Origin of the sequence: Roseovarius mucosus DSM 17069 (assembly GCF_000768555.3) — a bacterium.
Lineage (GTDB): Bacteria > Pseudomonadota > Alphaproteobacteria > Rhodobacterales > Rhodobacteraceae > Roseovarius > Roseovarius mucosus.
On record NZ_KN293987.1, the window covers coordinates 1 to 26,795 of the forward strand.

Sequence of the window (26,795 nt, forward strand, 5' to 3'; positions counted from 1 at the left end):
CCGCCGCCTCGCCGAGCCGCTGGCAACGGCGCAGGGTTTCGCGCAGCGGATCGGCCGGGGGCTGGAGCGCCGATGCGGGCCTTGGCGCGGAAGGCTCGTCCTTCCGCGCCATGTCGATTGCGGTCGCCGTGACGGCGATGGCGACGAACACCAAGGCCCCGAGCCGGGCCAGCATCTTGCCGTCCATGGCGAGCCTCCCGGTCAGTTGTTGCCGTTGTTGAACATCTGCGCGTTGCCCGGCTGATAGCCGCTGCCCGGCGTCAGGAAGCGGCGGCGCTGCTCGCGGCCCTGTTCGGCAGCGGCGGCGCGTTCCGCTTCGGTCAGAGCGTCGGCCCGACCGTTCGCCGAGATGACGGCGATCAGGTCGGAAAGCTGCTGCGACTGGAGGGCGAGAAGCTGGTTGCCGGCCTGCGTGGCTTGCAGCGCGCCGGTCGCGCCCTGACTCTGGCCGACAAGCGCGGCCATCTCGGCGCGGTTGGTGTCGATATTGCCGACCGCGCCCGCCTGCACGCGCATAGCGTCCTGCAAACCGCCAACCGTGTTCTCCCATCGGCCGCGCGCATCGGCGACCAGCTGGGCGTCGGTCGCCGATAGCGAGACATTGCCGTATTGGCTCTGGAACGCTTGGTCGATCTGCCCGACCTCGAACGCGATGTTCTGCGCCTGCCCCAAAAGCTGCTGCGTGCGCTGGACGTTCTGCTGGAGCTGTTGAAGCGAGGAATATGGCAGGCTCGCCAGATTGCGGGCTTGATTGATGAGCATCTGCGCCTCGTTCTGGAGGCTGGTGATCTGGTTATTGATCTGCTCCAGAGTCCGGGCCGCCGTGAGGACGTTCTGCGCATAGTTGCTCGGGTCATAGACGATCCGGCCGAAGCCGAATTGCGCATGGGCCGGGCCTGCCAGCATGGGCGAAAGCGCGACGGGCACGGCGAGCGCCAGCGCGAGGGCCGAGGCCCCTACGATCTTGGGATAGGTCATGGAAGAATCTCCTGTGGGGTATCGAGCCGGGCCGGCGCGGCGGATTCCGGCCGGTCGGCAAGATTGGTGAGGTTGGGGATCAGGTCGGCCGCCCAATCGACGCCGCGCTCGCGCAGCCATGCGGCAAGGAAGCCGTCGCGGCCGGCCTCAGTGACGATCTGCGTAATGAGGGTCTGGTCGGATTTGGCGGATGCGGCGCAGAGCGCGAGGCCGACCTCGGACAGGCCAAGCTCGAACAGGCGATTACCGCGCCGTGACTGGCAGTAATAATCCCGCTTGGGCGTGGCCCGTGCGAGGATTTCGATCTGCCTGTCATTGAGGCCGAAGCGGCGATAGATGGCCGTGATCTGCGGTTCGATGGCCCGCTCGTTCGGCAGCAGGAGTCGCGTCGGGCAGCTCTCGATAATCGCGGGCGCGATGTTGCTGCCGTCGATGTCGGACAGGCTTTGCGTGGCGAAGATGACGCTGGCGTTTTTCTTGCGCAGCGTTTTCAGCCATTCGCGGAGCTGGCCGGCGAAACCTTCATCGTCCAGCGCGAGCCAGCCTTCATCTATGATGAGCAGCGTGGGGCGTCCGTCGAGCCGGTCGCCGATGCGGTGGAACAGGTAGGACAGGACGGCCGGGGCCGCGCCGGTCCCGACCAGCCCCTCGATCTCGAACGCCTGCACGTCCGCCGAGCCGAGATGTTCGGCTTCGGCGTCCAGCAGCCGGCCATAGGCACCACCGACGCAGAACGGCCGGAGTGCCTGTTTCAGATCGTTGGATTGCAACAGCACCGCAAGGCCGGTGATGGTGCGTTCCTCGACCGGGGCCGAGGCCAACGAAGTCAGCGCCGTCCAAAGATATTCCTTCACCTCGGGCGTGATGGCGACGCCTTCGCGCATGAGGATGGCCGCGATCCAGTCCGCCGCCCATGCGCGTTCATAGGTGTCGTGGATGCGGGCGAGCGGCTGGAGCGAGACGGACGCCTCGGCCCCCTCTGTCAGCCCGCCGCCAAGGTCGTGCCAGTCGCCGCCCATGGCGAGCGACGCGGCGCGGATGCTGCCGCCGAAGTCGAAGGCAAACACCTGTGATCCTGCATAGCGCCGGAACTGCAAGGCCATAAGGGCGAGCAGCACGCTCTTGCCCGCTCCCGTGGGGCCGACGACAAGGGTGTGGCCTACGTCGCCGACATGGAGACTTAGCCGGAACGGCGTTGAGCCTTCGGTCTTTCCAAAGAGCAAAGGGGGCGCACCGAAATGCTCGTCCCGTTCCGGCCCCGCCCACACCGCCGAAAGCGGGATCATGTGGGCGAGATTTAAAGTGCTGATAGGCGGCTGCCGGACATTCGCGTAGGCGTGTCCGGGCAGGCTGCCGAGCCATGCGTCAACCGCGTTGACGCTTTCGGGCATGGCGGTGAAGTCGCGGCCCTGAACGATCTTCTCGACCAGGCGCAGCTTCTCGTCGGCTATGCGCGGATCGGCATCCCATACGGTGACGGTGGCCGTGACATAGGCCATGCCCGCCACGTCCGCCCCAAGCTCCTGTAAGGCCATGTCGGCGTCGAGCGCCTTGTTGGCCGCGTCGGTGTCCACGAGGGCGGACGCCTCGTTGGTCATTACCTCTTTCAGAATCGCGGCGATGGACTTGCGCTTGGCGAACCATTGGCGGCGGATGCGGGTCAGCAGCCGCGTCGCGTCGGTCTTGTCGAGCAAAATCGCGCGGGTGCTCCACCTGTAGGGGAACGGCAGGCGGTTCATTTCGTCGAGCAGGCCCGGCGTCGTCGCGGTCGGGAATCCCACGATGGTCAGCACGCGCAGATGCGCGTCGCCAAGGCGCGGCTCCAGCCCCCCGGTCAAGGGCTGGTCGGCGAGCAGCGCGTCGAGGTGCATCGGCACTTCCGGCACGCGCACGCGATGCCGGTTGGTCGAGATGGTGGAATGGAGATAGGTCAGCGTCGCGCCGTCATCCATCCAACCGCACTCCGGCATGAAGCCGTCGAGCAAGGCCAGCACGCGGTCGGTGCGGTCGATGAAGGCGCGGAGCAGCTCCCACGGGTCCACGCCGGTTTTCTCGCGGCCCTCGTAGAGCCATGTTTCGGCGCGGGCGGCTTCTTCGGCCGGGGGCAGCCAGAGGAAGGTCAGGAAGTAACCCGACACGAAATGCGTGCCTGCTTCCTCGAAACCGGCCTTGCGCTCGGCATCGACCAGCGCCGATGCGGGATCGGGAAAGGTGCTGTCGGGATAGGTCGCGGCTTCGCTGCGCTGCGCCTCGACGAAGATGCTCCAGCCGGAGCCGAGGCGGCGCACGGCATTGTTGATGCGGCCGGCGACGGCGACCAGCTCGGCGGCGACGGCGCTGTCCAGATCGGGACCGCGGAACTTCGCGGTGCGCTGAAACGAGCCGTCTTTGTTCAAGACGACGCCGGAGCCGACCAGCGCCGCCCATGGCAGATAGTCGGCGAGCCGGGTGGCGGTGCGGCGGTATTCGGCAAGGTTCATCATCGACGCGCCTCCCTCAAACCGCCAAATGGCCGGGGACGCGGAGATGCCGCCGCCCGACCTCGACAAAGAGAGGGTCGCGCTTGGCCGCCCATACGGCCGCGAAATGGCCGATGGCCCATATGGCGATGCCGACCAGCCAGAGGCGCAGGCCGAGGCCCACGGCCCCGGCGAGCGTCCCGTTCAGAATCGCGATGGAGCGCGGTGCGCCGCCGAGCAGGATATGCTCGGTCAGCGCCCTATGGACCGGGATCGAGAATCCCGGCACCGCATCGAGCTGTTCTAGGCCGCCCGCCATCAAACGAGTGCCCCGCCGCCGAACGAGAAGAAAGACAGGAAGAAGCTCGATGCGGCGAACGCGATGGACAGGCCGAACACGATCTGGATCAGCTTACGGAAACCGCCGCCCGTATCGCCGAACGCCAAAGTCAGGCCGGTCACGATGATGATGATTACGGCGATGATCTTGGCGACCGGCCCCTCGATGGACTGGAGGATTTGCTGCAAGGGCTGCTCCCACGGCATCGACGAACCGGCGGCATGGGCCGCCGGGGCCATGAGCAGGCTGCCCCAGGTGAAGGCGACGGCCGTGGCGATATGGCCGCGGACCCGGATTGCATGACGGATCATTCGGAATCTCCTTTCGGACTGGTTGCGGGGGTGATGCGGTAGTCGCCGTCCGGCCCCAGCCCCTCGACACGGGCAAGCTCGGACAACCGGCGGGCGGAACCGCGCCCGGAAAGGACGGCAACAAGGTCGATAGTCTCGGCGATCAGCGCGCGCGGGACGGTGACGACTGCCTCTTGAATGAGCTGTTCAAGGCGGCGTAGCGCGCCGATGCCGGTGCCGGCATGGATGGTGCCGATCCCGCCCGGATGGCCGGTGCCCCAGGCTTTGAGCAGGTCGAGCGCCTCGGCGCCCCGCACCTCACCGATGGGAATGCGATCGGGGCGCAAGCGCAGGGAAGACCGGACCAGATCGGAAAGCGTCGCCACGCCGTCTTTCGTCCGCATGGCGATCAAATTGGGCGCGGCGCATTGCAACTCGCGGGTGTCTTCAATGATGACGACGCGATCCTGCGTCTTCGCCACCTCGGCGAGCAGCGCGTTGGTCAGCGTGGTCTTGCCGGTGCTGGTGCCGCCCGCGACAAGGATGTTGGCTCGCGTGGCGACGTTCAGACGCAGCACTTCGGCCTGAAGGCTGGTCATAATCCCTGCTGCCACATAGTCGTCTAGCGTGAACACCGCCACGGCGGGCTTGCGGATGGCGAAGGCCGGCGCGGCGACCACGGGTGGCAGCAGGCCCTCGAACCGTTCCCCGCTCTCCGGCAGTTCGGCCGAGACGCGCGGGCTGCGGGCATGAACTTCCGCGCCAACATGATGCGCGACCAGCCGAACGATGCGTTCGCCATCGGCCGGCGACATGGTTTCGCCCGTATCGGCCAGTCCTTCGGAAAGGCGGTCGATCCAGATGCGGCCATCCGGGTTCAGCATGACCTCGAGCACGGCCGGGTCTTCGAGAAACTGCGCGATGGAAGGCCCGAGCGCGGTGCGCAACATCCGTGCCCCGCGCCCGATGATTTCCTGTCGGTGGTCGGTGAAGGTCATCTCGCCCCGCTTTCTACGGGGCGCGCAACAGTCGGTCCCCGCATCGGGGTCGATTAAAAGAACCCGGTTTTTGGCCGATTCAACAATTATTTACGCGCGTGCGGCCATCGGCGGTGATCGGCGGTAAATAGGACGGTTTGAAAATTCAGGATCGGTCGCCCTCAGCATCGGACAGCCCCTGCGTCGGACTGTCCCGTAGCGAATCGACATCGCGCGACAGCTCCTTGAGGAACCTGTCCCCGGTGGCGAGGCGCTTGCCGAGGGTCTGAATGAAGCCCTCGAACCGTTCCACACCTTTCGCACGGGCGGACGATTGCCCGGTATCGGAGATCGGTGGGGTGATGGTCAGCCAGAACTGGACGAATAGCGAAAGCGTCTCGCCGAGCACAGCGAGATCTTCGTCGAGCCCGTCCATCTGGCGGCCGAGCCGGTCCAGACGGCGCGACATGGCCGCCTCCAGCCGATCCGCCGCGTCGCCGGACAGGAAGGAAGCGACGGCGGCCTCGACGATGGCGGATTTCGAGACGTTGCGGCGTAGCGCCAGCATGTCGACCTGTTTGAGCAGGTCCGGGTCGAAATAGACGTTCATGCGGGTGCGCGTGGTCATGGGCGTGTCCTCAAAGCTCGATTCCATCATCGGGGTTCATCGCCACCTGCCGCGCGACCGTCCTCATGCGCTGGCGCATGGCGCGGGCCTTGGCCGCGTCAACGTCCGGCTCGTCGTCCAGAAACTCGAACTCCTGTTCGGGCAACGGAGGCGGGGCGACGATTTCCTCATGCTCGGGCAATTCCGGCTCGCGGCGGATGCCGGCATTGGCCGGATCGCCCTCGGCCCCGTCTGCGGTGGCCGGCGCGGAATGGCTTTCCGCCGCGACCACGCGGCCGGACCAGTCATCGGCGGATGGGCTGGGCGCCAGCGGAGCGGCGACCAGATCGGGCGGGGTCAGGATGCGTTCCTGAAACCGCGCGTCCTCGTAGTAACGGGCCTTGGTGGCGCGGATCGGCGGCGTGCCCGCGACCATCACGATTTCATCGGTGGGCGGTAGCTGCATGATCTCGCCGGGCGTGAGCAGCGGCCGGGCCGTCTCCTGCCGCGACACCATGAGATGCCCGAGCCACGGGGCCAGTCTGTGCCCGGCATAGTTGGTGGAATCGCGCAGCTCGGTCGCGGTGCCGAGCGCGTCGCTCACCCGCTTGGCCGTGCGTTCGTCGTTGGTCGCAAAACTGACCCGCACATGGCAGTTGTCGAGGATCGAATTGTTCTGGCCGTAAGCGCGCTCGATCTGGTTGAGACTTTGCGCGATCAGGAAGGATTTGAGGCCGTAGCCCGCCATGAACGCTAAGGCGGACTCGAAGAAATCGAGCCGGCCGAGGGCCGGAAACTCGTCCAGCATCAACAGCAGCCGATGGCGCTTGCCGGATGTAGTCAGTTCCTCCGTCAACCGCCTGCCGATCTGGTTGAGGATCAGGCGGATGAGCGGCTTGGTGCGGTTTATGTCGGATGGCGGCACGACCAGATAGAGCGTGACGGGCTGGCGGCTGCCGACCAGATCGGCAATGCGCCAGTCGCATCGTGCGGTGACGCGCGCCACCACCGGATCGCGGTAGAGGCCGAGAAAGGACATGGCTGTAGAGAGGACGCCGCTGCGCTCGTTCTCGGATTTGTTCAACAGCTCGCGCGCCGACGATGCAATGACGGGATGAACGCCTGCCTCGCCGAGATGCGGCGTATTCATCATCGCGCGCAAGGTCGCCTCGACCGGGCGGCGGGGATCGGACAAGAAGTTGGCGACGCCCGCCAGCGTCTTGTCCTCCTCCGCATAGAGAACATGCAGGATCGCGCCGACCAGAAGCGAATGGGAAGTCTTTTCCCAATGGTTGCGCTTGTCGAGACTGCCCTCGGGATCGACCAGAATATCCGCGATGTTCTGCACGTCGCGGACTTCCCATTCGCCTTGCCGGACCTCCAGCAGCGGGTTGTAGGCGGACGATCTGGCATTGGTCGGATCGAACAGCAGCACCCGGCCATGTTTCGCGCGGAAGCCAGCTGTCAGCGTCCAGTTCTCCCCTTTGATGTCATGGACGATGCAGCTTCCCGGCCAGGTCAGTAGCGTCGGCACGACAAGGCCGACGCCTTTGCCGCTGCGGGTTGGGGCGAAACAAAGAACATGCTCCGGTCCATCATGGCGCAGATAGTCGCGCTCGTATCGGCCGAGCACCACGCCATCGGGGCCGAGCAACCCGGCGGAACGAATTTCCCTGTCCTCGGCCCATCGCGCCGATCCGTAGGTGGCGACGTTGCGCGCCTCCCGCGCCCGGATGATCGACATGAAGATGGCGGCGGCGATGGCGAGGAAGCCGCCCGATACCGCGATGATGCCGCCCTCGACGAAGATCGCGGGCGCATAGGCGTCGAAGGAAAACCACCACCAGAAGAAGGCGGGCGGATAATAGACCGGCAGGCCCGCCAGCTCGAACCATGGTGCTCCAAGCTGCGGCTGGAAGCCGAGGCGGAACGCCGTCCATTGCGTCGCCGCCCACACCATCACCAGAACGATGGTGAAGACGACGGCGATCTGCCCCCAAAGGATTCTGCCTCCGCGCATAAAGGCTCCTGTCTGCAAAAAGGACGGAGCCGATCAGAGAATAGGCAACTCCGGGATACGCAACAGGAAAACGGACGGAGGAGGGTTGCCGGATACTATCGGCGGCAAATAGGATGGTTGTGGCGTGTCCTAACGGACTGCGCCGTTGCCTACGCCGATTGCTCGAAACGAATCGAGATTCAGTCGGCGCGGAACGGCCGCCCCATTTCATCTGCAAGCGAAAGTAGATTGTGGAGTGTCGTGCTACGATTGAACGGCGACCAGACGGCCGAGAACGGAACCGGCTCCGGCTCGTCTGTGAACGGCAGGAAGACCACGCCAGATGTCGGTAGCAGGGATGTGGCAGCGCTGGCGATGGTGATGCCAAAGCCTTGTCCGACCATGGAAAGCAATGCGCCGCGCCCTACGTCAATGCGCAGGATCGAAGGTGCAGACCAACTCCCCGCCAAGCGCAGCACGATATGGTCATGAACCTGCGGGCCGGTGCCGCCATAGCGGACAAGGAATGTCTCGCTCGCCAAATCCGCCCATGTCACGACAGACTGTTCGGCGAGCCGATGCAGTGCTGGTAATGCCGCGACAAGCGGCTCCGTCCAAATCCTTCGTGAATGGCAGTCGGGGAGGTCGGGTGCGCCCGCCACGAAAACAACGTCGAGCTGATTGGTGCGAAGCTGCATGAGGGCATCGCGGGATGTGCATTCCGTCATTTCAATGTCGATGCGCGGATAATCCTCGTGATACTGGCCGATCAATTCGGCAAGAAAACTTTGAGGAATGAGGGCATGGACGCCGACGCGAAGACGCCCGCAATCCCCAGATGCTACCATGCCTGCTGTCTTCACCGCATAGTCCAACTGATCGACGCCGGCCGTGACAAGTTCGACGAACTGGCGTCCGGCCTCTGTCAGCCGAACACCCCGCGCGTGACGTTCGAACAGGAGGATGCCAAGGTCTTGCTCCAAAGTCTTCACGCGGGCGCTAACAGTTGACAGGCTAACGCCAAGTGAGTTGGCAGCATGTCGAAAATTGAGATGTTCCGCTACGGCGATGGCTTGAATGAGAGACGCAAGAGGAATACGTCCCCTGAGCAATAGAGACTTTTGTTCTATTTCTGTGTTCTTGGAAAACCGCCGCCGCATTGATCGCGAATACCTTTTAGGCTGCGATCAGCCGTTTAGCGCGGCTTGACCCCCATGAGGAAAAGATCGACCGCCGAACGCACCGCGTGACGGGTTTCAGCTTCATTAGGCGGTGGACGAAGACCAAGGACGACTTGCAGGTGCAGATTGTCCCGAATTAGACCAACAAAATGATCGGCAATGCGGAAGTAATCATCTGCTTGAATCTCAGCTCGTATCTTAGCGGCTTCTAATACCTCAGCGAGCCGACTTGTTGCACGGGCAGGTCCACATTCGTAAAATGTTCGTCCTAGGTCTGGGTGTCGGCTAGCCTCTGCCACCACGGCCCGATAAACACCGATCAAGGCTGGTGACATATAGATGTCCATAAGCTGATGGCCGAACACGATCAGCGTTTCGCGAAGATCTCGGCCTTCTATCTCTTCGATAACGAGAGGCGACAGAGCTTTCTCAGCGAACGTGCTGACAAGAGCTGCAAACAAGCCTTCCTTGTTTCCGAACTCATTGTAAATGTTGCGCTTTGATCCGCCTGCTCGCTCGATGATCGCGTCGATGCTCGTCGCAGCATAGCCATGCTCGAAAAAAATCTCAGCAGCAGCCGCGAGCAGAGCCTCGCGACGGCCTAATGCCCGTTCCTGCTTCGCTGCGACCGTCATCCCTAGACCCTCATCTTACCGAAATCCCTTGACTGGTAACGTGCGTTACCATAGTGAGTCAACGGTAACAATGATTACCGGAGGGCGGCGTGGCGCAGCTCAATAGAAAAAAGCTGATTGGCGTGCTGCTCTGCCTTGTCGCTGTCGCTCTCGGCGCGGCTGCTTGGATGTGGGGTAGGTCGAGCGCGGAAATTTCGACAGATAATGCCTATGTTCGCGGCGATGTGACCTCTCTTGCACCAAAGGTCGGAGGCTATGTCACGGCAGTTGAAATCCAGGATAATCAATCTGTTGAAGCCGGAGATATACTCTTTCGTATCGACGATAGAGATTATCGCGCGCGTTTGGCGCAGGCCGAAGCTAATGTCCGAGCCGCTCGGGCACGGCTCACTAACATCGACGCGGAAAGTTCGCTCCAACAGGCCATGATCCGGCAGGCGACGGCTCAGCGGCAGTCCGCAATAGCTGAGCTTGGCCTTGCCACAAAAGCTAGTGATCGTCGCCGGCAACTGATCCGGTCGAGCGCGGTAAGTCAGGCCCAGGTCGACGAAAGTGATGCCGCCCGCACACGCGCTGAAGCCGCCGTGGACGCTGCATCCGCTGCCCTAGACGCTCAGCAGGAACGCATCAACGTCCTCGCAACTCAGCGAGAAGCCGCACTTGCGGCTGTCGCGCAGGCTGAAGCAGCACGAGATTTGGCGAGAATTGACCTCGAAAGCACGGTCGTTCGTGCTCCCGTTGGAGGTGTTGTTGGCAATCGACAAGTGCGGGTCGGTCGTCTTGTATCGCCGGGCGCACCCCTGCTCGACATCGTTCCTGTCGATAACATTTGGCTGGTAGCAAATTTCAAGGAAACGCAAGTCGCAGAAATTCGGCCAGGACAACAGGTGCGCATCTATATTGATGGCTATCCCGACAATACTTTTGATGGAGTCGTAGATAGCTTTGCTCCAGGCAGCGGCTCGGCGTTCAGCTTGCTTCCTTCTGACAATGCAACTGGCAATTTCGTCCGTGTAGTGCAGCGTGTTCCGGTCAAGATACGCCTTGTTAACAACCCCCTTCCCGGCCGCATTGTCCCAGGACTATCGGCACGGATCATCATTGATCGGAACAGCGGCAAATGAGATCGCTGACCGCGCCCCAACCGATAGCTGAACCGGCGCGCGCTGGCGGACTCCTAGTAGTGGCGATCATGCTCGCGGCCGTTACCGAGGCTGTGGCGAGCACCGTTCTGTCACTCGGTCGTGGTGACATTATTGGCGATACTTACGCCACGCCGGATGAATTTGCGTGGTTGGATATGGGCTACACGGCCTTCAAGCTAATGGGTTTCATCACCGCGCCGTGGCTCATCACGCGCATCAATCCACGCAGGCTGGTGCTGTTAGCGACGATCACGATGGGCATGGCTTGCGCGCTCGCAGCATTTACTGCCAACCTGGAAACACTAGTAGCACTGCGCGTCCTACAAGGTTTCGTTGGAGGAGTTTTACTTATCTCCGGCCAAACCTTGCTGTTCCTAGCCTATACTCGATCACATCAGCCGATCATACAGGCGCTCTTTGCGATGGGTTCTGTTGTAGCACCAGCCACGATTGCACCCGCGCTGCAAGGCTGGCTGCTCGACAATGAATCTTGGACATGGATTTTCTTCGGTAATGCTCTTATCGCCGCGATGGCGGTGGGCTTTCTCCTAATGGTAGAGGACCATGCCATTGAGCCGTCTCCGAGACGTCCGTTCGACTGGCTAGGGTTCGCGCTGCTCTCTGTGACCCTTGCCTGTCTCACCTACATTTGCAGTCAGGGCAGCCGCTGGAATTGGTTCGACGAACCCAGGATCATATGGCTGGCGAGTGCAGCAACCATCGCCTTTCTGGCTTTCATCGCCCGCCAATTTGCCGTCCAAGAACGAGGGTTGCTCGATCTCGGCGTATTTCGAACGGATGATTTCGCCTTCGCGTTCGTGGTCAGCTTTGTGGCAGGCGCTGCATTATTTGGAAGCGCCTACCTCATTCCATCGTTCGCTGTGTCTGTCCTCGCGTTTACGCCGACTGACGCGGGGCAACTCCTACTTCCAAGTGGTGCGCTGTTCGTCACGGCCCTTCTTCTTGCGGCATTTCTGATGCAAATGAGGAAGGTTCCTCCGATTGCGACTGTGCCGTTTGGTATCCTGCTGATTATGGTCGGCATGTGGATGCTCTCCGGTTCAACCAGCCAGAGCGGTTCGGATGACATGATGCCCGCTATTCTTCTGCGCGGACTCGGCCTTGGTTTCCTCTTCCTTTCGATCCAGCTCATCGCTTTCTGTGCGCTACCGAGTCAAATGTTGGCGTCCGGCATTGGCTTATTCAATGTTGGGCGCCAGTTAGGTGGGCTTATGGGCGTCGCCGCGCTCCAGACGCTCATCGACCACCAAATCGCCGGCAATCAGGCCGTTCTCAGTGCTCATGTCACCGCTGGCTCTCCCGCTGTAAGCGAGCGGATCACGACCATGACATCAGTAATGGTCGGTAAAGGAATGGATGCCGCAGAGGCTGGCCGGTCTGCGTTGATGCTCTTAGGTCGTGCCGTTGCAGGACAATCGACTGTCATCGCGTTCAACTCCGCCTTCGCTGCAATAGCTTTGCTATTCGTGGTCGCTGCACCATTGCTCATCGCGATCAAGGTCATTCTCTCGCGCGCGGGTAAGGCTCGCCGCGCGCCAATCACCAGAGAAGGGAGCCCAGCATGAATTGCGAAGGGCTTGAGAGGTTCAGGAATGGAAGACGGCAGCGAAGCCCTGTCATGCTAGAGACAACAACGAGCGCAACGCGCTTCCGCCAAAATGCCTCTCTTCGCCTTCCAGTCAGTGTGATTATGCCGTGCCTAGTGTTGAGCGCGTGTGTTGTCGGACCTGACTATGTAGCGCCCGCTGGAACGATCCGTGATACATGGGTGGCACCAGTGGACATCGCGCAAGTCGATGGTGAATGGTGGCACAAACTCAACGACCCGATGCTGACTGCGCTCGTCGATGCGGCGATTGCCAACAACAAAGACCTGGATGAAGCGACTGCCCGACTGCGCGAGGCCCGAGCAAACCGCGATGCCGTTCTCGGTCGGCAATTCCCGCAAGTCGGTGCGTCCGTAACGGTGGCCGAGAATCGGCTAAGTTCCAACGGGCAGTTGCCGGTAAGCAAGATTCCGGCGCTCGACCCCGAGTTTCCAATCTACGATGTCGGCTTCGATGCATCTTGGGAGATCGACTTGTGGGGCGGAACGCACCGCGCCGTGGAAAGTGCGAACGCGCGCATTCAAGCCGCTGAAGAAGCCCGACGCGCTGTTGTCCTCCAAGTCATAGCCGAGGTTGTTCGTTCCTATATCGACCTGCGAACCGCTCAAAGCCTCCGCGCCAGCACGATGGAGGACGCGCAAGCGCAATTCCGCATCGCCGAGATCGTGGCGGAACGCTTCCGGGTAGGAACGGCGTCTCGTTTCGATCTTACGCGCGCACGCGCGCAGGCGAGGACGACGGCGGGAGCGATACCGGGGTTTGAGGCAGATGCAGCAGCGGCAGCGTTCCGCCTGGGAGTCCTCACCGGGGAGCCGCCGGAAACGCGCTATGCCCAACTCATAGCGCCGGCACCGCTGCCAGTGGCGAATCTCGATGTTTCCGTAGGGTTGCGCGCCGATCTGTTGCGCCGGCGACCCGACGTGCGCCAGGCAGAACGAGACATCGCAGCCGCGACCGCTGACGTGGGGGTGGCAACTGCCGAACTTTTCCCTCGCTTTTCGCTCATTGGCACGCTCGGTCAGCAGGCTCGATCGCCGGGGGACTTGTTCTCGGGTGACAGCCTCCGCTTTCAGGTCGGGCCGTCGTTCCGTTGGCCGATCTTTTCTGCGGGCCGGATTCGCGCGCAAATTCGTGCGGCGGATGCGCGCGCCGATGCGGCGACAATCCGGTATGAGCGTGCCGTGCTCAATGCACTTGCTGATAGTGAGATCGCGATCAACCGTTTCGCATCGGCGGAGCGAACGACGGAGGAGCGGGACCAGGCTCGCGAAGAAGCGCATGAAGCCGTCCAAATCGCCCACACGCGCTATGTAGCGGGCGAGGACGACCTGACCGTGCTGTTACAGGCACAGTCGGCATTCAGCAGCGCGGACCGCCTCGCCCTTCAAGCGAAGGCTGCACAATTGCAGCAGCTCGCCGCTCTCTACAAGGCTCTAGGTGGTGGGTGGGAGGGCGTTGAAGGCGCACTTGTGTCCTGAGCGCAGGGAGGAACGGAGGGGTAAGACACACTAGATAGGGCATGAACCACATCTAAAGCCCCAATCCCCGTGATCGCCCCAACTGCCATGACACGGAGCCCCCCTGCACGACGCCCATAACCTCCCGGCCGAGCTGACGGTCGATGACCGGCCGCCACGGGACTAAGGTAAACTCGTGGGATTTCTCGACCACGGCAAACTTGCCGCTGGATAGCTGCACGGTGCCGGTGAACTTGCCGCTGACGTTCTCGCCGTCCGTGGCTGCACGAAACGGCAGCCCCTTGTTTTCGCCGATCTCAGCGCCGACGCGGGCAACCTCGCGCTCGCGCAGCGTGGCGAGAAGCCTGCGCCGGTAGAAGATTCGACCGTCCTGCCGGCGTGTGGCATCGCCCTGTTCGATATGATGCTCTCGGCGCTGGTCCATCGCCTCGCGCACCTGCTGGCCGAAGCCGGCCGGAGCGAGATCCGATGCGTCGGCGGAGAGCAGCCGCCGGTCGAGCCAGGTCGCGCCGTCCGCGCCGATCTGCTTTTCCAGATCGAAGGCCGACAGGACGCGAACGCTGGCCTGCCGGGTGCGGCTGGCGTCATAGCTGGCGGCACGGCTCTCGAAGTCCTCGGGGATGCGCCATTGGTCGGCGTCGATCCGCTCCGCGATCCCGGCGCGGCGCAATGCCTCCAGCCGGCGGACATGGGCATCGACATAGCCCTCATAGTCGCCGCCCGGAACGCGGCCCTCGAACTTCGCTTGTTCCAGATGGCGGCTCGGCCGATAGATGCCGTCCTCGGCGATTGTCGCAATGGTGCGGTCGGACGGCCGGGCCGTCGCCTCGGCCCGGCCGATCTCGATGACGCCGCCGATCCGGGCATCCTCCAACTGCATGGGATCGATATTGGCGATGTGGTGTGTCCGTCCGTCGATCCCGTCCACGACGACGGTGAGATTGTCGCCCAACTCGTTGGCGAGATATTTGTCGAGGACGCGGCCGGTGACGGGCGCAGCGGGTGCGCCCTCATGGATGCGGAAGGTCATGGGGTCGCGTTCATGCCCATCGGCGGCGAGCGACTTTTGCATGGTGCGGATAATGTCGCCGCGCTCGCCAAGCTCGCGCAGGGTCGGCTCCAACCGCTCGTTCAATTCCCAGACACCGGGCGCGTGTTCGGTGGCGAGGCCCATGCGTCCCAACTTGGACAGCCGGCGCAGGCGAAGCGTGCGCTCGAACTGCCGCTTTGGCTCTCCGGGTTCATGGCGCAGGTCGACGAACCGCCCATCGGCTTCCTCGGCCATGGCCCGGTCGATGCGGGTGAAACGATCCTGATCTATTTCGGCGGTGAGCTTGCGGCTCTGCTCGATCTCGCTGACATGGCCGAGTTCCAGCGTCGCCAACTCGCTGGCGCGCTCGCGGATACCGTGAACGATGTAATCGCCGTTGATGACCAGATCCTGCCCCAGCTCGTCCTTGCCGCGGACGATGACATGCACATGGGGGTGGCCGGTGTTGTAGTGATTGACTCCGACCCAATCGAGCTTGGTGCCGAGGTCGCCTTCCACGCGGCTCATGAGGTCGCGGGTATAGGCCGTGAGGTCGGACAGCTCGGCGCCGTCCTCGGGCGAGACGATGAACCGGAACTGGTGGCGGTCGTCCTGGCCCCGTTCGAGGAAGGAGTCACCATCGACGCGATCCTCATTCGACGAATAGAGCTGGCCCCGCTCACCGTCGCGCGAGGTGCCGTCGCGCTGGATATAGCGCAGATGGGCTTGCGCCTTGCGGGTCTTTCCGGGGTGGAGAATGTAGCGCTGCTGGACCATGACGCGCCGCGCGCCGGGTTGCCGGTGATGCCAGCCACCGCCGAGATTGCGGGTGCGGACGAAGACCGCGCCACGCCCGCGCTTCACGCCCTTGCCGCTCGACAGGACCACATGCGAACCGGCCGGTCTCGCGGGCGTGAACGCCGCCGTTCCGAACCCGACACGGGGCGAGGTGCGGCGCTGCTGGCGCGCGATCTTCTTCGCCTGGGTGAGAAAGCTCTTTGTCTTGCCCGCGCGCGGCGTGTCCGAGCGAATGCGGCCGGGCTTCGGACGGAAGCGGTTTTCGTCGTCGGCGCTCATGGATGCGCCTCCCGTCGAAATCGCGGAAAATCGGGCAATCGGCGGGTATGGTGCCGGTCGAAACCCCGCAACGCCAAGGCGTTGCACGAAATCGCGGCACTCCACGCCTCAAAGCAACAGTGCCGGAAACGGCCGCCTAACCAGTGTGCAGACAACAACAATTTCCAGAACTGGCCCCCTGTGGTGCCGGTTCCTTCAATCTTGCCCTCCCTTCTTACCGCCCTTTCCGTCCTTCCCGCCGGGAATCCAGCCAGGCGCAAACCTGCCTGACTGGACACCGGAACGGATCGCGCCGAGCGCGGGAACATGACTCTCATGGCGCGCTCCCATCGTCAGCGCGGGCCACGAAGATGCTACCGGCTTCCGGCTCCGCATCGGAAGGATCGCGCACCGGAACGGTTGCGCGGCCGTCGTCGGATTGCGCCCCGGATGGCGGCGCGGCGGCAATCCGCGCGTCCGTTGGGCGCGTGACGAAGAGCGGGGCTTCGCGCCAGTCAGGCGGTGGCGGCGCTGCATCGGGAGAAGCCCCGCCGCCGAGGATCGGCGCGAGCGCAGCGACATAGGCGCGGGTCTCAGATGGCAACGCGCGGCCGGTCGCAAGGTATTCATCGTAGCGACCGGGACCGGCGTTATAGGCCGCCAGCATCGCCGCGACGTTGCCGTAGCGGTCGAACATCTCGCGCAGATAGGCCGCGCCTGCGAGGATGTTGTCGCGCGGGTCGTAGGGATCGCGGCCGAGCCGATGACGGATGCGCAGGCCCGCCCAGGTGTCGGGCACGACCTGCATCAATCCCATCGCCCCGGCTGTTGAGACCGCGCGCACGTCGCCCGCGCTCTCAGTGCGCAACACGGCGCGAATCCAGTGCTCGGGGATGCCGAAGCGCTGCGACGCCTCGGCAATGTAAGCGGCGTGGGGATCGACGGCGGCGGTTCGGACCATCGGCGTCGATTGCGCAACGGCCATTGCCGATCCCGCGCCGAGCGACAGCATGGCGGCCGCTAGCAGAACGACATAACGCCATGCCGCCCTGTCTCCGCCACGACGCCAGCCTGCCAGCGTGCTCGCTGCGGTTAAGGGCAAGGCGCAAGCGCCGGCCGATGGCCGCCCCTGACCTTCGCTGCGCGCGCCGGCCGTCTTGCGCCTGAGCGGGACGACGGGATGAAACGGCTTTTCCGCGAACAACGGGATGAGGGTTTTGAGCGTGGGGATGACGCGGGATCGCATGGCCTTAGTCCCGCTCGTCGCGGGGCTTCGGGCGGCTCCAGTGCAGCGACCATGACGTGCCCGCATCGTCGTCCCGGAACAGGTTGGCGCGGATGGGATGCGGGAATGTGGGATCGTCCAGTAGCACGGAAAGATATTCGCCGGCCTTCTCGCCGGTGCGCTTCCAGGCCGCGCCGATCTCCGGGCCGGTTTCGTTGCTCATGCCATCGAAGAGGTGAACGCGATAATCCGGTGCGTTCTCCGCGTCGGACGGCTCTGCCGCGACGATGATGATGTCCTGATGCAGTAAGAGCGTCCCGAGGTGTCCAATGAAGCCGGCCTCGTCGCGCGCAAATTCGCCAATCTGGGGCATGACAGTCTCCTTGGCGGTGAGGTTGGAAAAACCATCGGCGGGCACCGCTCCCGCCGATGGGGAAGCGGTCAGTGCGTCGGCGCGCGCCATTCGTAGCGGCCGTCGCCTTCCTCATCCGTCCAGAGCGGCCGCGCGCGGCCGATGACGGAGCTTGCGGGGATGGGTCCGAAGTAGCGGCCGTCCAGGCTGTCACGGACCTCCCAATTCATGAGGAAGATTTCGCCGTCGCCGATGGTGCGGCAGCCCTGCCAGACGGGCAGAGCGCGGCCGATCCGGTCGCGGTCGAGCGCCTCACCCATCTCCACACCATCGACGATGATGGTGGATCGCAAACGGCAAACCCGCTGCCCCGGCAGTCCGAGGACGCGCTTCAGGAGCGGCACGTCGCGCCCGACATAGCCACGTTCGACCATGAATCGTTCCAGTGGTTCGGGCGGTATGACGGCGACCAACTCCGGCACACCGAGCGCGTCGGCCGGTCCGACCGTGTAGAAGCCGATGGGCGCGCTGGCGGAGGCGTTCCAGATCAGTTTCGTGGGAAGATCGGCGACGCTGGCAGCTGTAATGCCGGTGACGGCCAGTGCCGTTACCATGAGGATACGGCGGCGCGTCATGGGTCGATCCTCTGGCGGCCGAGCCAGGCGGCGTGCCGCTCCGGCGTGTAGGCGTGAGGCTCCAGACCGGCGGTCAGACGGTTGTGGACATGCCGCCAGTGCTCCGGGGATATGTCGGCCGGATCGAGGCCAAGGGCTTCCACAGCGTCGATGGCGGCAAGCGCACGCTGCACCTTCGCCCAGCTATCGAGACGCAACAGGATGTCGCCGCCGGGGCGGACGAAGGGCAGCGTCTGGAACGGCTCGCCGCGGCCGATGGCACGCAGGATGTCGATGCGCGAAATGATCGTGCCATGCTCGCCGGACGCCCATCGCACAAAGGCGAAGATGCTGCCCGGCGCGAAGCCGACGATGCTGCGGCGGCGGTCGAGGATCTGTTCGTAGCTTTTGCGGCCGAAGCGTATCCAGTGCTCGATCTTGCGCTTCTGGAAGGTCAGTTCGACCAATGTGGTGAAGGGCGCGGGTCCATCCGGCAGCGGACGGCCGTGCAAGCGGTGCGCTACATGTCGGGTCATGGTTGATCTCCCTCGCAGGATGGAAATTCGCGCGCCAGCAGGTCGCGCAGCATGTCGGTGACGGTGATGCCGCGCCGGAAGGCCGCGACCTTGATGCGGCCACGCAGCTCGGGCGTGATGTCGATGGTCAGGCGGGCGGTGAACGCTTCCCCGGCGGCTTTGCCGTTCGGCGGCGTCTCGGCCGCCCTGATCCAGCTTTCGGGATTGCCCGGCCGGGATGCGAAGCCGGGCTTGCGGGTGTGCCCGGTCATGGCGCGGCCCTCCCGATGCGCAGCCGGTCGATCTCGGCGGCGAGCGCCGTGATCTCGCGCGCGGCAGGGCTGTCGCCATCGACCTCGGATGCAAGCCGGCCGGACTGCGCGGCGTCGGCGAAGACGACGCGCTGGCCCACGGTCGCGCCGAGCAAGGGCGGATCGTGGTCGGCCAGCGTCTCGGCCGTCTCGCGGGCGATGACGGTGCGCGCGCCGCAACGGTTGAGGACGAAGCGGGCGGCCAGTTCGGACCGGTAGATACGGGCTTCATTCAGAAGCGCCAGCATCTCGGCCGACGCCCACCCGTCGAAGGGGGATGGCTGCACCGGGATCAGCACCAGGTCGGCAGCGAGCAGCGCCGAGCGCATGAGACCGGCGACGCGAGGCGGCCCGTCTATGACGACATGATCGGCATCGCGGGCCAGCTCGGGGGCTTCACGGTGCAGCGTGTCGCGGGCCAGGCCAATAGTGCTGAACAGTCTCGGCAAGCCTTCATGGCCGCGCCGTTGCGACCAGTCGAGAGCCGAGCCTTGCGGGTCCGCGTCGATCACGGTGACGCGCTGGCCCCGCTGCGCCCAGGCCCCGGCGAGATGAAGCGCCAACGTGGTTTTGCCGACGCCGCCCTTCTGGTTCAAAAGCGCGACGATCATGGCGCACCTCTGCGGGTGGCACCGGCACCATGGGTCGCGTGCGCGCGCGTCAAAGAAGAAGAGTTAGATTCTTTGTTAGATTCTTCTATAGAGTCCGGCGCGCGATTTGCGCCTAATGTCCCGATACTGCGTGCGCCTAATGTCCCGATGGGATTCACATGGTTATCAACAGGCACTGTGTATAAGTTTTCGGGGAGAAAGCGCAGCAATTCCCGCCCGTCCTCCCTCTCGATCTGGAGCCGATAGCCGGGCAGCGACTGGCGGGCCGTGATCCGGCGCAGGTCGAGCGCGAAGTCGGACGGCCGGGCGGAACTGCCGGATTTTTGGTGAAGGTGGGAAACCTCGAACGCCCAGCCCTCGGGCTGGTGTCCGGCGTGCTTGCGGGCGACGCGATACAACCAGCGCTCGATGCCGCCGGTCAGGCGGAAATAGGCCGGGTCGATGGCCAGCACCAGCGAACGGTCGATGACGCTGGCGTAGAACCATTCGGGCAGGACGAACTCCATGCCCTCCACGCGCCCGGCGCGCGTCGTCATTTCCTCCCACTCGTTGATCCATGAAAATTGCCGCCGCCGCCAATGCTTCCCGTTGCGGATCGTCGTAGCGATGACGGTGGATTGCAGGCGGGCGAGCGCGGCCTTGAGCAACAGGTAATCCCGGTTGCCGGTGGCTCGCCCCACGGCGCGTAGGAGCTGGTAGGGCATGAAGCGGAAGAAGCGCGACGTGGTGAAGCCGTCGTTCTCGGCCGCGACGATCTGGCTTGCGGCCCAGATCAGCACATCGGCGTCCCAGATCGTCGCCATGCCGTGTTCGGGCATGGCGAACACCTGCACCTCCACATCGGCGGCCCGGTAAAGAATCGGCTTGGTGCGCGGGCGCTTCGCCAGCGAGAAGAATGGCCGTTCCATCAGGTCGCGCTGGTCGCGCGGGGCGGCGTCGCCGGTCGCAACCACGAAGGGGTCGAGGCGGCTGCGCTCGCTGTCCTCGGCCGGCTGCGCGGGGGTATGGTCGTAGTCGCGCAGCATTCAACACTCATCCCGCTCTTCGGGGGTGAGCGGGCGTGCGGCGAAGACGGTGCCGGCACTTGTGTCACTGGTGGATTTGCGCGTGCCGATGGCGCTCCAGACTTCCAGATCGCGCAGGGTATAGAGGACACGGCCGCCGATCTTTCGATAGAGCGGGCCGGTTCCGTAGGTGCGGTGCTTTTCAAGGGTGCGGATCGAAATGCCGAGGAAGCGTGCGGCTTCCTTTGTGCGCAGCAGGCGCGGCGGCAGGTCCGCATTGCGGCGGTTTGCCATGGATTACCTCCGGTTCGTCAATGGATGGCGCTGCCGATGACGGCGGCGCGCTATGGCGAACCATGGCGAGGGACCGGCGGCCTGTAGCGTGCCGCATTTGCGTTACCGCGCTGGCGGCACCCCCCTCCGGGGCGGGATCAGGCTGAAAAGATGGAGAGATTCAGGGTGCCGGGGAGTGTCGTGCCAATTCGACGAAGACAATCCCGTGCGGGTCGGGTAAGACTGAACGCGGAGCAGACGCGCTGCTTTGGGGCTTAGTAACCCCTGACTAGCGGTTGGTGCCGACCGTGACGGCACCACCATCCTCGAACCTTATGGTCGGGGAGCCTATGGCGTATGTCCAGGGCTGCCCGCCTAAAGGTCATAGGGCCGTCTAGTCACGGTTACTAACTCCCCGATCACCAGGTCAGAGGGGCCAATTGCGGGGGCGCACCGCAAGCCACGGCTCTTCCGGGTAGAAGGGGAACGACGATGCGAACGCCCGTCGAGCTCGATCCCGATGTGGACGATGAAGCGCCAACGGGAAACGACATCACGCCTTATGACGAAGCGCATTTCGTGACTTATCTGCGGCTGCTCGATGCGAAGGCGGAAGGCGCGGACTGGAAGGAAGTGGCCGGGATCGTGCTACACCGCGATCCGGTCGGCGACGAGTTCAGGACACGCCGATGCTGGCAAAGCCATCTCGAACGCGCGCAATGGCTTTCGCGTGAGGGTTACAAGCGGATACTGGAACAGGCCGCCGCCAACAAGGCGTGAGACCATAGATGACGGTAGGTCTTCGGCGCGACTACGAATCGACCTTGATGGGATAGTGCAGCAGGAGCCGATAGCCGCCGCGCATCATCCTGATACCATGGGCAACGAGGCGACGTGCCTTGTTCTTGCTCGGGTCGCTCTCGAAGTCTTCCTTTGCGCCCCGAAAGCCAAGCAGGACTTCGGCAATGGTGCGGTAGCTCTCGCCGCGCAGCCGGGCGTCAAGGGCGCGCAGGGACAGGATATGCCATTGCCGGAGCTGGGCGGGCATGTTGCGGAAGTCGGGGCCAGGCGTTCGGCCCTTGAGGGATCGCCAGAAGCGCCGCGCCGCATGGGCGCGAAGTTCCATGAAGTCATCCAGAGGCAGTTTGACGGCGTAGAACGCCGCCGCATCCGGCACGGATTCGGATAACCAGAATTGGTGTTCGATGCCGTCCGCCTGCCAGATGCCGTGCCAGCCATCGGCGGCGCGGCGCAGGTCGAGGCCGTCGAGATGGGCAAGAACGACGGTCGGCTGGCTTGCCATCTCATCCGGTTCGGCCGGCACCAGTTTGACGGCGTGCGGCTGGAACCGGGGCGACCAGAACAGGGGATCGCGGTCAGGCGCGGCGTCGGGATCGTGCGGGAAATCGCAAACCCCAGCGCCGGACGAAGGCTTCCAGCTCGGTCGCATCCGGGCGTTTCGCGCGGACAAGAAGCCGGAAATCCTCTCGGTAATCGTCGTTGCGACGAAGATACTCCCAGGCGAATCCGGCGGCGGGAATCTTTCGCGTGTGCCTGTAGGCCGCCGGCGCCCGCCAATTGATCTTCAGCATGGCGCACCCTCTCTTTACTCGCGGGTGCTTGGGGGGACACCCGGACTAAGGAGTTTCGGACACTACCTATGCGGGAAATAGTCGGAATGATCTGAAATGTTGTTCGTATATCCAGAACACTTATAGTTATTTTCTTCTTAACAGTGTTTGCGTGATTTTGCGAGCCGGGCGCAGCCCGGCGAGCGCGGCCATTTTTCCGGGCATGGCCGCAACGCCGATCCGTGTCGCCGGATCGGCGGAAAATTTTGGAACCCTGAAAGCCGGAAAAGCGGGAAGCCGCGCAACCGGGTTTTCGGCTGCGCGGCTCTGATGGTTATACGGCCTTTTCCAACAAGGTCTTGGCCTTCGCCTCCAGTTCAAGCCGGCTGTCCTGATGGGCCTTGCTGCGGGCATGGGCCGTCATGCCCTGCACAAAGTCAAAGATGCTTTCGGGCGGGCGGCCTTCCTCGGAAAGCACGGTCTCGATGATCTTGCCGGTCTCGGCCTTGCTGAACCCGCGCTTGCGCAGGAAGGTTTCGCGGTCCTCATCGGTGCGGGCGACGATCCGCTCCCGCGCCGCCTTGATCCCGGCCACGAACGGCGCGGGCGAGGAATTGGCGAAACTGGACAAAGCCGGGGCCGCTTCATGGGCGAAACGCTGCGCGGCAAACTTGCTGTGCCGGATGCTGATTTCCTCGAACCCTTCTACGCCCCAAAGGTTGCGGTTCATGCAAACCGCCCGGAGATAGAAAGAGGCGATGCCGAGGGTCTTCGATCCGACTTCGCTGTTCCAGCAATAAAAGCCCCGGAAATAAAGGTCGGGCTCGCCGTTCGGCAGGCGTCCGGCCTCGATGGGGTGCGTATCGTCGACCAGAAACAGGAATACGTCGCGGTCGCTGGCGTAAAGCGTGGTCGTGTCCTTGGTCACGTCCACAAAGGGATTGTGCGTCATGGTCGCCCAATCCAGAACGCCCGGCACCTTCCACATGGTATCGCCGACGCCATTGCCGGCGATCTTCATGACGGCGGCGACAAGCTCGTGGTCCCAGATACGGCCATAATCCGGGCCGGTCACGGCGCGAAGCTCAACGCGCCCGTCCTCGGTTTCCAGTGTCTTCACCAATTCGCCGCGATGGCTGACAAGGCCATGTTGCAGATTGATGCCCGCCAGCGGTGCGGGAAGGTCGCGCAGGTAGCGGGCCGGTGCGCCGACAAGGCTGCAAAGCTGCCCGAAACTCCAATGCGTCGGAGCGACGGGCTGCTCCTGTCCGGGAACGATTAGCGAAAGCCGTTCCGCGTCGTCGCGGCTGGCTTCCACGCGCACGGCGCGGCTCTCCACGGTGCGGGCCTTGGCGCGATCCGCTCGCCCCTTCACGGCGTCGTAAAGCTCGGTCAGCGAAAGATACCGCTCATCATCCGGGCGCGAAAACCATTCCGACGACACGCGGCCGATATTCTCGCCGCGCGAAATATCCACGCGGAAGCCCTTGGAAACGGGCTGCTGCTGATGGTTCAGGGTCATGGTGTTCATGGTCTTTCCTTTCATGGGCTTGGGTTGGAGCGCAGCGCTGCGCTGCAACCCTGCCCGTCGGCGAGACCGGGGGGTGCAAGGTGCAAGGGCGGACGGGCGGAGGGGGATCACCCGGCCTGCACAAGCGGATCGAAGTCATGACGAAGGTGCGAAGCACGCATCCGCGCGGAAGGCTGGGGATACCGCCCGGCCGCCCTTGTGCCGCGCCAGGGGGCAGCGCCCCCAAGCAACCGGCCCGGCCAAAGCGAAGCGGCGGCCGGGGAGACGATCTGATCGGGATACGGAAAACCTGAAAACCGGAAAGTCTCCTATCCCGATCTCCTTATTCCTTGAGAGGCGGCGGCCATGAGCAAAAAGAAGCCCCGCTCGGATGAGCGGGGCAGTCGGGGTTTCGGTCTCAGTCGCCGTTGCGGCGAGACCAGATGAGGTTGTGGGACTTTCCGTCCTCGGCTTCGACCAGGCTGGCGTAGATCGGTGCCGGGAAGCTCGGATCGTCCAGCTTGACGGAGAGATATTCGCGCTGCGTCTCGCGGGCGATCTTCTTCCAGGCCGCGCCGAACTCGGTGGCTCCGGCGAAGATGCGGAAGTCGGGGCCGCGCTCGCTGTCGCTCTCGGTGACGGTGAACTTGGCCTTGACGTTGAGGGTCAGGGTCTTGACCGCGCCGGTGAAGCCCGCGCCGTTCTCGTTCTTGGTGAAGGTGCCGATGGTTGCCATTGTCGTATTCCTTTTCCTGTCGGGCCGCACCATTGCGACCTCGATGGCGGTCGTGAGACCGGGGACGATCGGCCCCGCACCCCTTGGGGCTGGAACGAAGTGGAAGGCGGCCGGCGGCAGCTTTTTTGTTTCGCGCTGCAAAGCCGAAGGTGGCGGAAAAAAGCTGGCGACGGACGTTGCGGGAAGACGAGCGAGGCGAAGCCGGTCTTCGGTCAGACCTTGCCAGATCGAGGACGCGGATGGAGCGCCCGTTTCAGGAAATCGCGTGGAATACGGCAATGGCGGCCGTCCTGCGCCTCGACGGGACCGGGGACGGTGCTGCATGGACTGCGCCGGTGCGGTCTTCTCTGATCCGACCGGCAAGGTGAGTTCGCCCTGTCGCCAGCGAGGGCGATAGCGGGTGTGGTCTCGTCTGACCTTCGCCGGTGCTGCCGGGTCCGGTGTGGCTGGAAGACCGCCTGCGGGGCGCTGCGCAATGCCTCGGCCAAGCGGATAGTCCGGGCGCTTTCCCGGCGCTGATCCGCCGGCCGGTCGAAGCCGAGGGCGGAAAGTCCCACAACCTCGTCGTGGTCCTGCCGTGACGACTAGGACCGGCTCCCCGAACTGCCTTGCTCAACTGTGTGGGGCTTGCCGCGAAATGGCCGCCGTCGCCCCTTGCGTTATGGGATTGAAGCCGAATGGCGGAAACGCGCCGAAGGCGTGGTTCCGGCGCAGCCGAAAGCCCGGCCCGAAGGGCAACGCCATAATGCTGTGACGTCCACCACCATGTTCGTCATGGATTCGGGGGCGAGGCTTTTTCCAGCCGGTCAACTGCGGCTTGATCGGACGCGGCCTTACGAAGCGCGGCCCAATCGTCAGGGGGATTGCCATCCTCCAGCATCCCTCTGAACACCTTGTAGGCGTCGGTCTTTGCGCCATAGGTGCGCAATGTCTTTTCATCATTCACCCAGGAGAAGATGATGATTTTCGCGGTCGAGTCATAGCGGAAGAACAGGCGGAAGCGACCATTGCCGAACTTGGCCCGGAACCAGTGCTTATGCGCCTCGCCGAGCGTCGAGCCTTGCCGATAGGTGGTCGCGGTCGGATCGGCAGGGATTGTCTGGAACACGAGCTTGTTCAAAGCCGCCAAGAGCTTCGTGCTCGCGTTCCTCTGGTATTCGTCGGGCTTCTTGGCCTTCAACGCCTCAACGGCGTCGGTCAGCTTTTCCAACTGATCGAGAAAGAGGGGATGCGCGAGAATGGTCCAGCCGTTGATTGTCAGCATGGCTAGAGCGCGACAACCCCATCGATTTCGGCATCGAGGTCAACGTCCATGTCTCCGACAAGCGCGGCCACGCGATCACGCAGGCTGGCGGGCAGCGTGACGACGGATGTGCCGGGGTGCTTGCTCATGTCCCGCGCCAGAAATTCAAGGAAACGATCCACGACCGGATCGCTGGCATCTTCCGTCGCCTTCTCGACATAGACTCGGTGCTGATCGTCAACAAAGAAGGCGATGCGTCCGCCGTAGTCCACGCCCAAAGCCTGCCGGACGACCTTGGGAACGGTCGTCTGGCCTTTGGCGGTGATAGTGCTTTCTTCTTTCAGCAGCGCGCCCATGGCTGGCTCCAAATTTGATCTCTGGCGTATGTAAGGAAATTTCCTTACCTTGTCAAGATCGGCTATCGAGCCGGTTGCCCGACGCCCGCCGCCAAGCGCATCCATGCCGCTATGCCGACGCATCCGCCGCCGACGATGCAGAAGATTTGTCGCCAAATTTCAGACGGCACGGCTTCCTTGGTGAAGCCATGGACCAGCGCATAGCCCGCGACGGCGGCGGGAAAGGTGAACACAAGCGCCACGATCAAGCGGATGGCGGGCGAGCGGATCGTCTCGAACAGCACCGCCAGGACACCGAAAGCAACGCCAGCGGAGAACAGCCCGACCAGCCCCGCGCCGATCAAGCCCGAGCCGGTCTGATAGGCGAATTGCGCGGCTGTCAGCCCGAGCATGAAGGGCAGCGCATAAATAGCGAGCGTGTAGGCGAGGACGCAAAGAAGCGCGACCAGCGCAACACTCATGAACATCACTGCGACCATGATCTTTCACCTTTACCTTACTGCACCGCCTTTCGTGCAATCGTGACGATGACTGCCCACCATGGCGATGGTGCCTCTATGTCCTTGTCCTGTCGAGCCTGTTGGGTTGACGGTCCTTGATTTGTCGAGGTCATCCGGCCGCGCGGGGAAGCCGCGCGGCCGGATTTTTCCCGATGGAAGGCCGGGGCCGCT

At 63.7% G+C, this 26,795-nt stretch carries 30 protein-coding genes; 4 read left to right on the plus strand and 26 right to left on the minus strand.

Going from position 1 to position 26,795, the window contains the following annotated elements:
* The 10 genes from trbK-alt to ROSMUC_RS16040 form a co-directional block, all read right to left on the minus strand.
* On the minus strand, positions 1–187 hold a 187-nt coding region (gene trbK-alt, locus ROSMUC_RS15995; RefSeq protein WP_037275367.1), incomplete at its 3' end, for a putative entry exclusion protein TrbK-alt.
* A gap of 14 nt (positions 188–201) precedes the next feature.
* Positions 202–978, minus strand: coding sequence for a P-type conjugative transfer protein TrbJ (gene trbJ / locus ROSMUC_RS16000; protein WP_037275369.1), 777 nt, complete (start codon positions 976–978; stop codon positions 202–204).
* Complete coding sequence (trbE, locus tag ROSMUC_RS16005; protein ID WP_037275370.1) at positions 975–3,461, minus strand: conjugal transfer protein TrbE; 2,487 nt, start codon at positions 3,459–3,461, stop codon at positions 975–977. The genes trbJ and trbE overlap by 4 nt, the downstream gene beginning before the upstream one ends.
* A gap of 13 nt (positions 3,462–3,474) precedes the next feature.
* A complete protein-coding gene (locus ROSMUC_RS16010) occupies positions 3,475–3,756 on the minus strand; it encodes a VirB3 family type IV secretion system protein (RefSeq protein WP_037275372.1) in 282 nt (93 codons plus the stop codon).
* The gene (locus ROSMUC_RS16015) at positions 3,756–4,088 is read right to left on the minus strand and encodes a TrbC/VirB2 family type IV secretion system protein (RefSeq protein ID WP_037275373.1); all 333 of its coding nucleotides are present in this window, start codon (positions 4,086–4,088) and stop codon (positions 3,756–3,758) included. Before ROSMUC_RS16015 ends, ROSMUC_RS16010 begins: the two co-directional genes overlap by 1 nt.
* Positions 4,085–5,017, minus strand: a complete 933-nt coding sequence (trbB, locus tag ROSMUC_RS16020) for a P-type conjugative transfer ATPase TrbB (protein ID WP_425442829.1) — start codon at positions 5,015–5,017, stop codon at positions 4,085–4,087. Before trbB ends, ROSMUC_RS16015 begins: the two co-directional genes overlap by 4 nt.
* A 193-nt stretch (positions 5,018–5,210) precedes the next feature.
* Complete coding sequence (locus ROSMUC_RS16025) at positions 5,211–5,672, minus strand: ribbon-helix-helix domain-containing protein (RefSeq protein ID WP_037275400.1); 462 nt, start codon at positions 5,670–5,672, stop codon at positions 5,211–5,213.
* Between the two features lie 10 nt (positions 5,673–5,682).
* On the minus strand, positions 5,683–7,671 hold the full coding sequence (locus ROSMUC_RS16030; RefSeq protein ID WP_037275376.1) for a conjugal transfer protein TraG: 1,989 nt from the start codon (positions 7,669–7,671) through the stop codon (positions 5,683–5,685).
* A 179-nt stretch (positions 7,672–7,850) separates the two neighbouring features.
* Positions 7,851–8,810 (minus strand): LysR family transcriptional regulator, encoded by a 960-nt coding sequence (locus tag ROSMUC_RS16035; RefSeq protein WP_052115422.1) that lies wholly within the window; start codon positions 8,808–8,810, stop codon positions 7,851–7,853.
* Positions 8,811–8,845: 35 nt separating this feature from the next.
* Entirely contained in the window at positions 8,846–9,466 is a 621-nt protein-coding gene (locus tag ROSMUC_RS16040; protein ID WP_037275377.1) for a TetR/AcrR family transcriptional regulator, read from the minus strand.
* 89 nt (positions 9,467–9,555) lie between these two features.
* Here ROSMUC_RS16040 and ROSMUC_RS16045 point away from each other — a divergent pair, with 89 nt between their 5' ends.
* The 3 genes from ROSMUC_RS16045 (at position 9,556) to ROSMUC_RS16055 (ending at position 13,717) form a co-directional block, all read left to right on the plus strand.
* The gene (locus ROSMUC_RS16045) at positions 9,556–10,590 is read left to right on the plus strand and encodes an HlyD family secretion protein (protein WP_037275379.1); all 1,035 of its coding nucleotides are present in this window, start codon (positions 9,556–9,558) and stop codon (positions 10,588–10,590) included.
* On the plus strand, positions 10,587–12,197 hold the full coding sequence (locus tag ROSMUC_RS16050; RefSeq protein WP_052115423.1) for a DHA2 family efflux MFS transporter permease subunit: 1,611 nt from the start codon (positions 10,587–10,589) through the stop codon (positions 12,195–12,197). The genes ROSMUC_RS16045 and ROSMUC_RS16050 overlap by 4 nt, the downstream gene beginning before the upstream one ends.
* 125 nt (positions 12,198–12,322) lie before the next feature.
* Complete coding sequence (locus tag ROSMUC_RS16055) at positions 12,323–13,717, plus strand: efflux transporter outer membrane subunit (protein WP_037275380.1); 1,395 nt, start codon at positions 12,323–12,325, stop codon at positions 13,715–13,717.
* Between the two features lie 52 nt (positions 13,718–13,769).
* Here ROSMUC_RS16055 and ROSMUC_RS21695 read toward each other — a convergent pair whose 3' ends face one another.
* The 9 genes from ROSMUC_RS21695 to ROSMUC_RS16100 form a co-directional block, all read right to left on the minus strand.
* Entirely contained in the window at positions 13,770–15,824 is a 2,055-nt protein-coding gene (locus ROSMUC_RS21695; protein ID WP_037275381.1) for a relaxase/mobilization nuclease domain-containing protein, read from the minus strand.
* 313 nt (positions 15,825–16,137) lie between these two features.
* Positions 16,138–17,049 (minus strand): lytic transglycosylase domain-containing protein, encoded by a 912-nt coding sequence (locus ROSMUC_RS16065; RefSeq protein ID WP_075571755.1) that lies wholly within the window; start codon positions 17,047–17,049, stop codon positions 16,138–16,140.
* Between the two features lie 4 nt (positions 17,050–17,053).
* Entirely contained in the window at positions 17,054–17,491 is a 438-nt protein-coding gene (locus ROSMUC_RS16070) for a DUF736 domain-containing protein (protein ID WP_425442827.1), read from the minus strand.
* A complete protein-coding gene (locus ROSMUC_RS16075) occupies positions 17,470–18,015 on the minus strand; it encodes a S26 family signal peptidase (protein ID WP_037275384.1) in 546 nt (181 codons plus the stop codon). The genes ROSMUC_RS16070 and ROSMUC_RS16075 overlap by 22 nt, the downstream gene beginning before the upstream one ends.
* Positions 18,012–18,530 carry a DUF2840 domain-containing protein gene (locus ROSMUC_RS16080; protein WP_037275385.1) on the minus strand — a complete coding sequence of 173 codons (519 nt, stop codon included), beginning with the start codon at positions 18,528–18,530 and terminating at the stop codon, positions 18,012–18,014. Before ROSMUC_RS16080 ends, ROSMUC_RS16075 begins: the two co-directional genes overlap by 4 nt.
* Positions 18,527–18,781: a hypothetical protein gene (locus ROSMUC_RS16085; protein ID WP_037275387.1), complete on the minus strand. Its 255-nt coding sequence runs from the start codon at positions 18,779–18,781 to the stop codon at positions 18,527–18,529. Before ROSMUC_RS16085 ends, ROSMUC_RS16080 begins: the two co-directional genes overlap by 4 nt.
* Positions 18,778–19,431 (minus strand): ParA family partition ATPase, encoded by a 654-nt coding sequence (parA, locus tag ROSMUC_RS16090; RefSeq protein WP_037275388.1) that lies wholly within the window; start codon positions 19,429–19,431, stop codon positions 18,778–18,780. Before parA ends, ROSMUC_RS16085 begins: the two co-directional genes overlap by 4 nt.
* Positions 19,428–20,456 (minus strand): replication initiator protein A, encoded by a 1,029-nt coding sequence (locus ROSMUC_RS16095; RefSeq protein WP_037275389.1) that lies wholly within the window; start codon positions 20,454–20,456, stop codon positions 19,428–19,430. Before ROSMUC_RS16095 ends, parA begins: the two co-directional genes overlap by 4 nt.
* Positions 20,457–20,729: a helix-turn-helix transcriptional regulator gene (locus ROSMUC_RS16100; RefSeq protein WP_037275391.1), complete on the minus strand. Its 273-nt coding sequence runs from the start codon at positions 20,727–20,729 to the stop codon at positions 20,457–20,459.
* A 471-nt stretch (positions 20,730–21,200) separates the two neighbouring features.
* Between ROSMUC_RS16100 and ROSMUC_RS16105 the strand changes: the two genes are divergently transcribed.
* Entirely contained in the window at positions 21,201–21,488 is a 288-nt protein-coding gene (locus tag ROSMUC_RS16105; RefSeq protein ID WP_037275393.1) for a DNA -binding domain-containing protein, read from the plus strand.
* Positions 21,489–21,519: 31 nt separating this feature from the next.
* Here the strand turns inward: ROSMUC_RS16105 and ROSMUC_RS16110 are convergent, their stop codons facing one another.
* From ROSMUC_RS16110 to ROSMUC_RS16140, 7 genes are all read right to left on the minus strand, one after another.
* Entirely contained in the window at positions 21,520–22,158 is a 639-nt protein-coding gene (locus ROSMUC_RS16110) for a DUF2285 domain-containing protein (RefSeq protein WP_206018469.1), read from the minus strand.
* Positions 22,085–22,300 (minus strand): transcriptional regulator domain-containing protein, encoded by a 216-nt coding sequence (locus ROSMUC_RS16115; protein ID WP_075571756.1) that lies wholly within the window; start codon positions 22,298–22,300, stop codon positions 22,085–22,087. Before ROSMUC_RS16115 ends, ROSMUC_RS16110 begins: the two co-directional genes overlap by 74 nt.
* A gap of 313 nt (positions 22,301–22,613) precedes the next feature.
* Entirely contained in the window at positions 22,614–23,810 is a 1,197-nt protein-coding gene (locus ROSMUC_RS16120) for a hypothetical protein (RefSeq protein ID WP_037275410.1), read from the minus strand.
* 397 nt (positions 23,811–24,207) lie between these two features.
* The gene (locus tag ROSMUC_RS16125; protein WP_037275394.1) at positions 24,208–24,525 is read right to left on the minus strand and encodes a DUF736 domain-containing protein; all 318 of its coding nucleotides are present in this window, start codon (positions 24,523–24,525) and stop codon (positions 24,208–24,210) included.
* A 772-nt stretch (positions 24,526–25,297) separates the two neighbouring features.
* Positions 25,298–25,789 (minus strand): type II toxin-antitoxin system YhaV family toxin, encoded by a 492-nt coding sequence (locus ROSMUC_RS16130; protein WP_037275395.1) that lies wholly within the window; start codon positions 25,787–25,789, stop codon positions 25,298–25,300.
* Between the two features lie 2 nt (positions 25,790–25,791).
* Positions 25,792–26,124, minus strand: a complete 333-nt coding sequence (locus ROSMUC_RS16135) for a type II toxin-antitoxin system PrlF family antitoxin (protein WP_037275396.1) — start codon at positions 26,122–26,124, stop codon at positions 25,792–25,794.
* Between the two features lie 62 nt (positions 26,125–26,186).
* On the minus strand, positions 26,187–26,603 hold the full coding sequence (locus tag ROSMUC_RS16140) for a hypothetical protein (RefSeq protein ID WP_037275398.1): 417 nt from the start codon (positions 26,601–26,603) through the stop codon (positions 26,187–26,189).
* Positions 26,604–26,795: the final 192 nt, after the last annotated feature.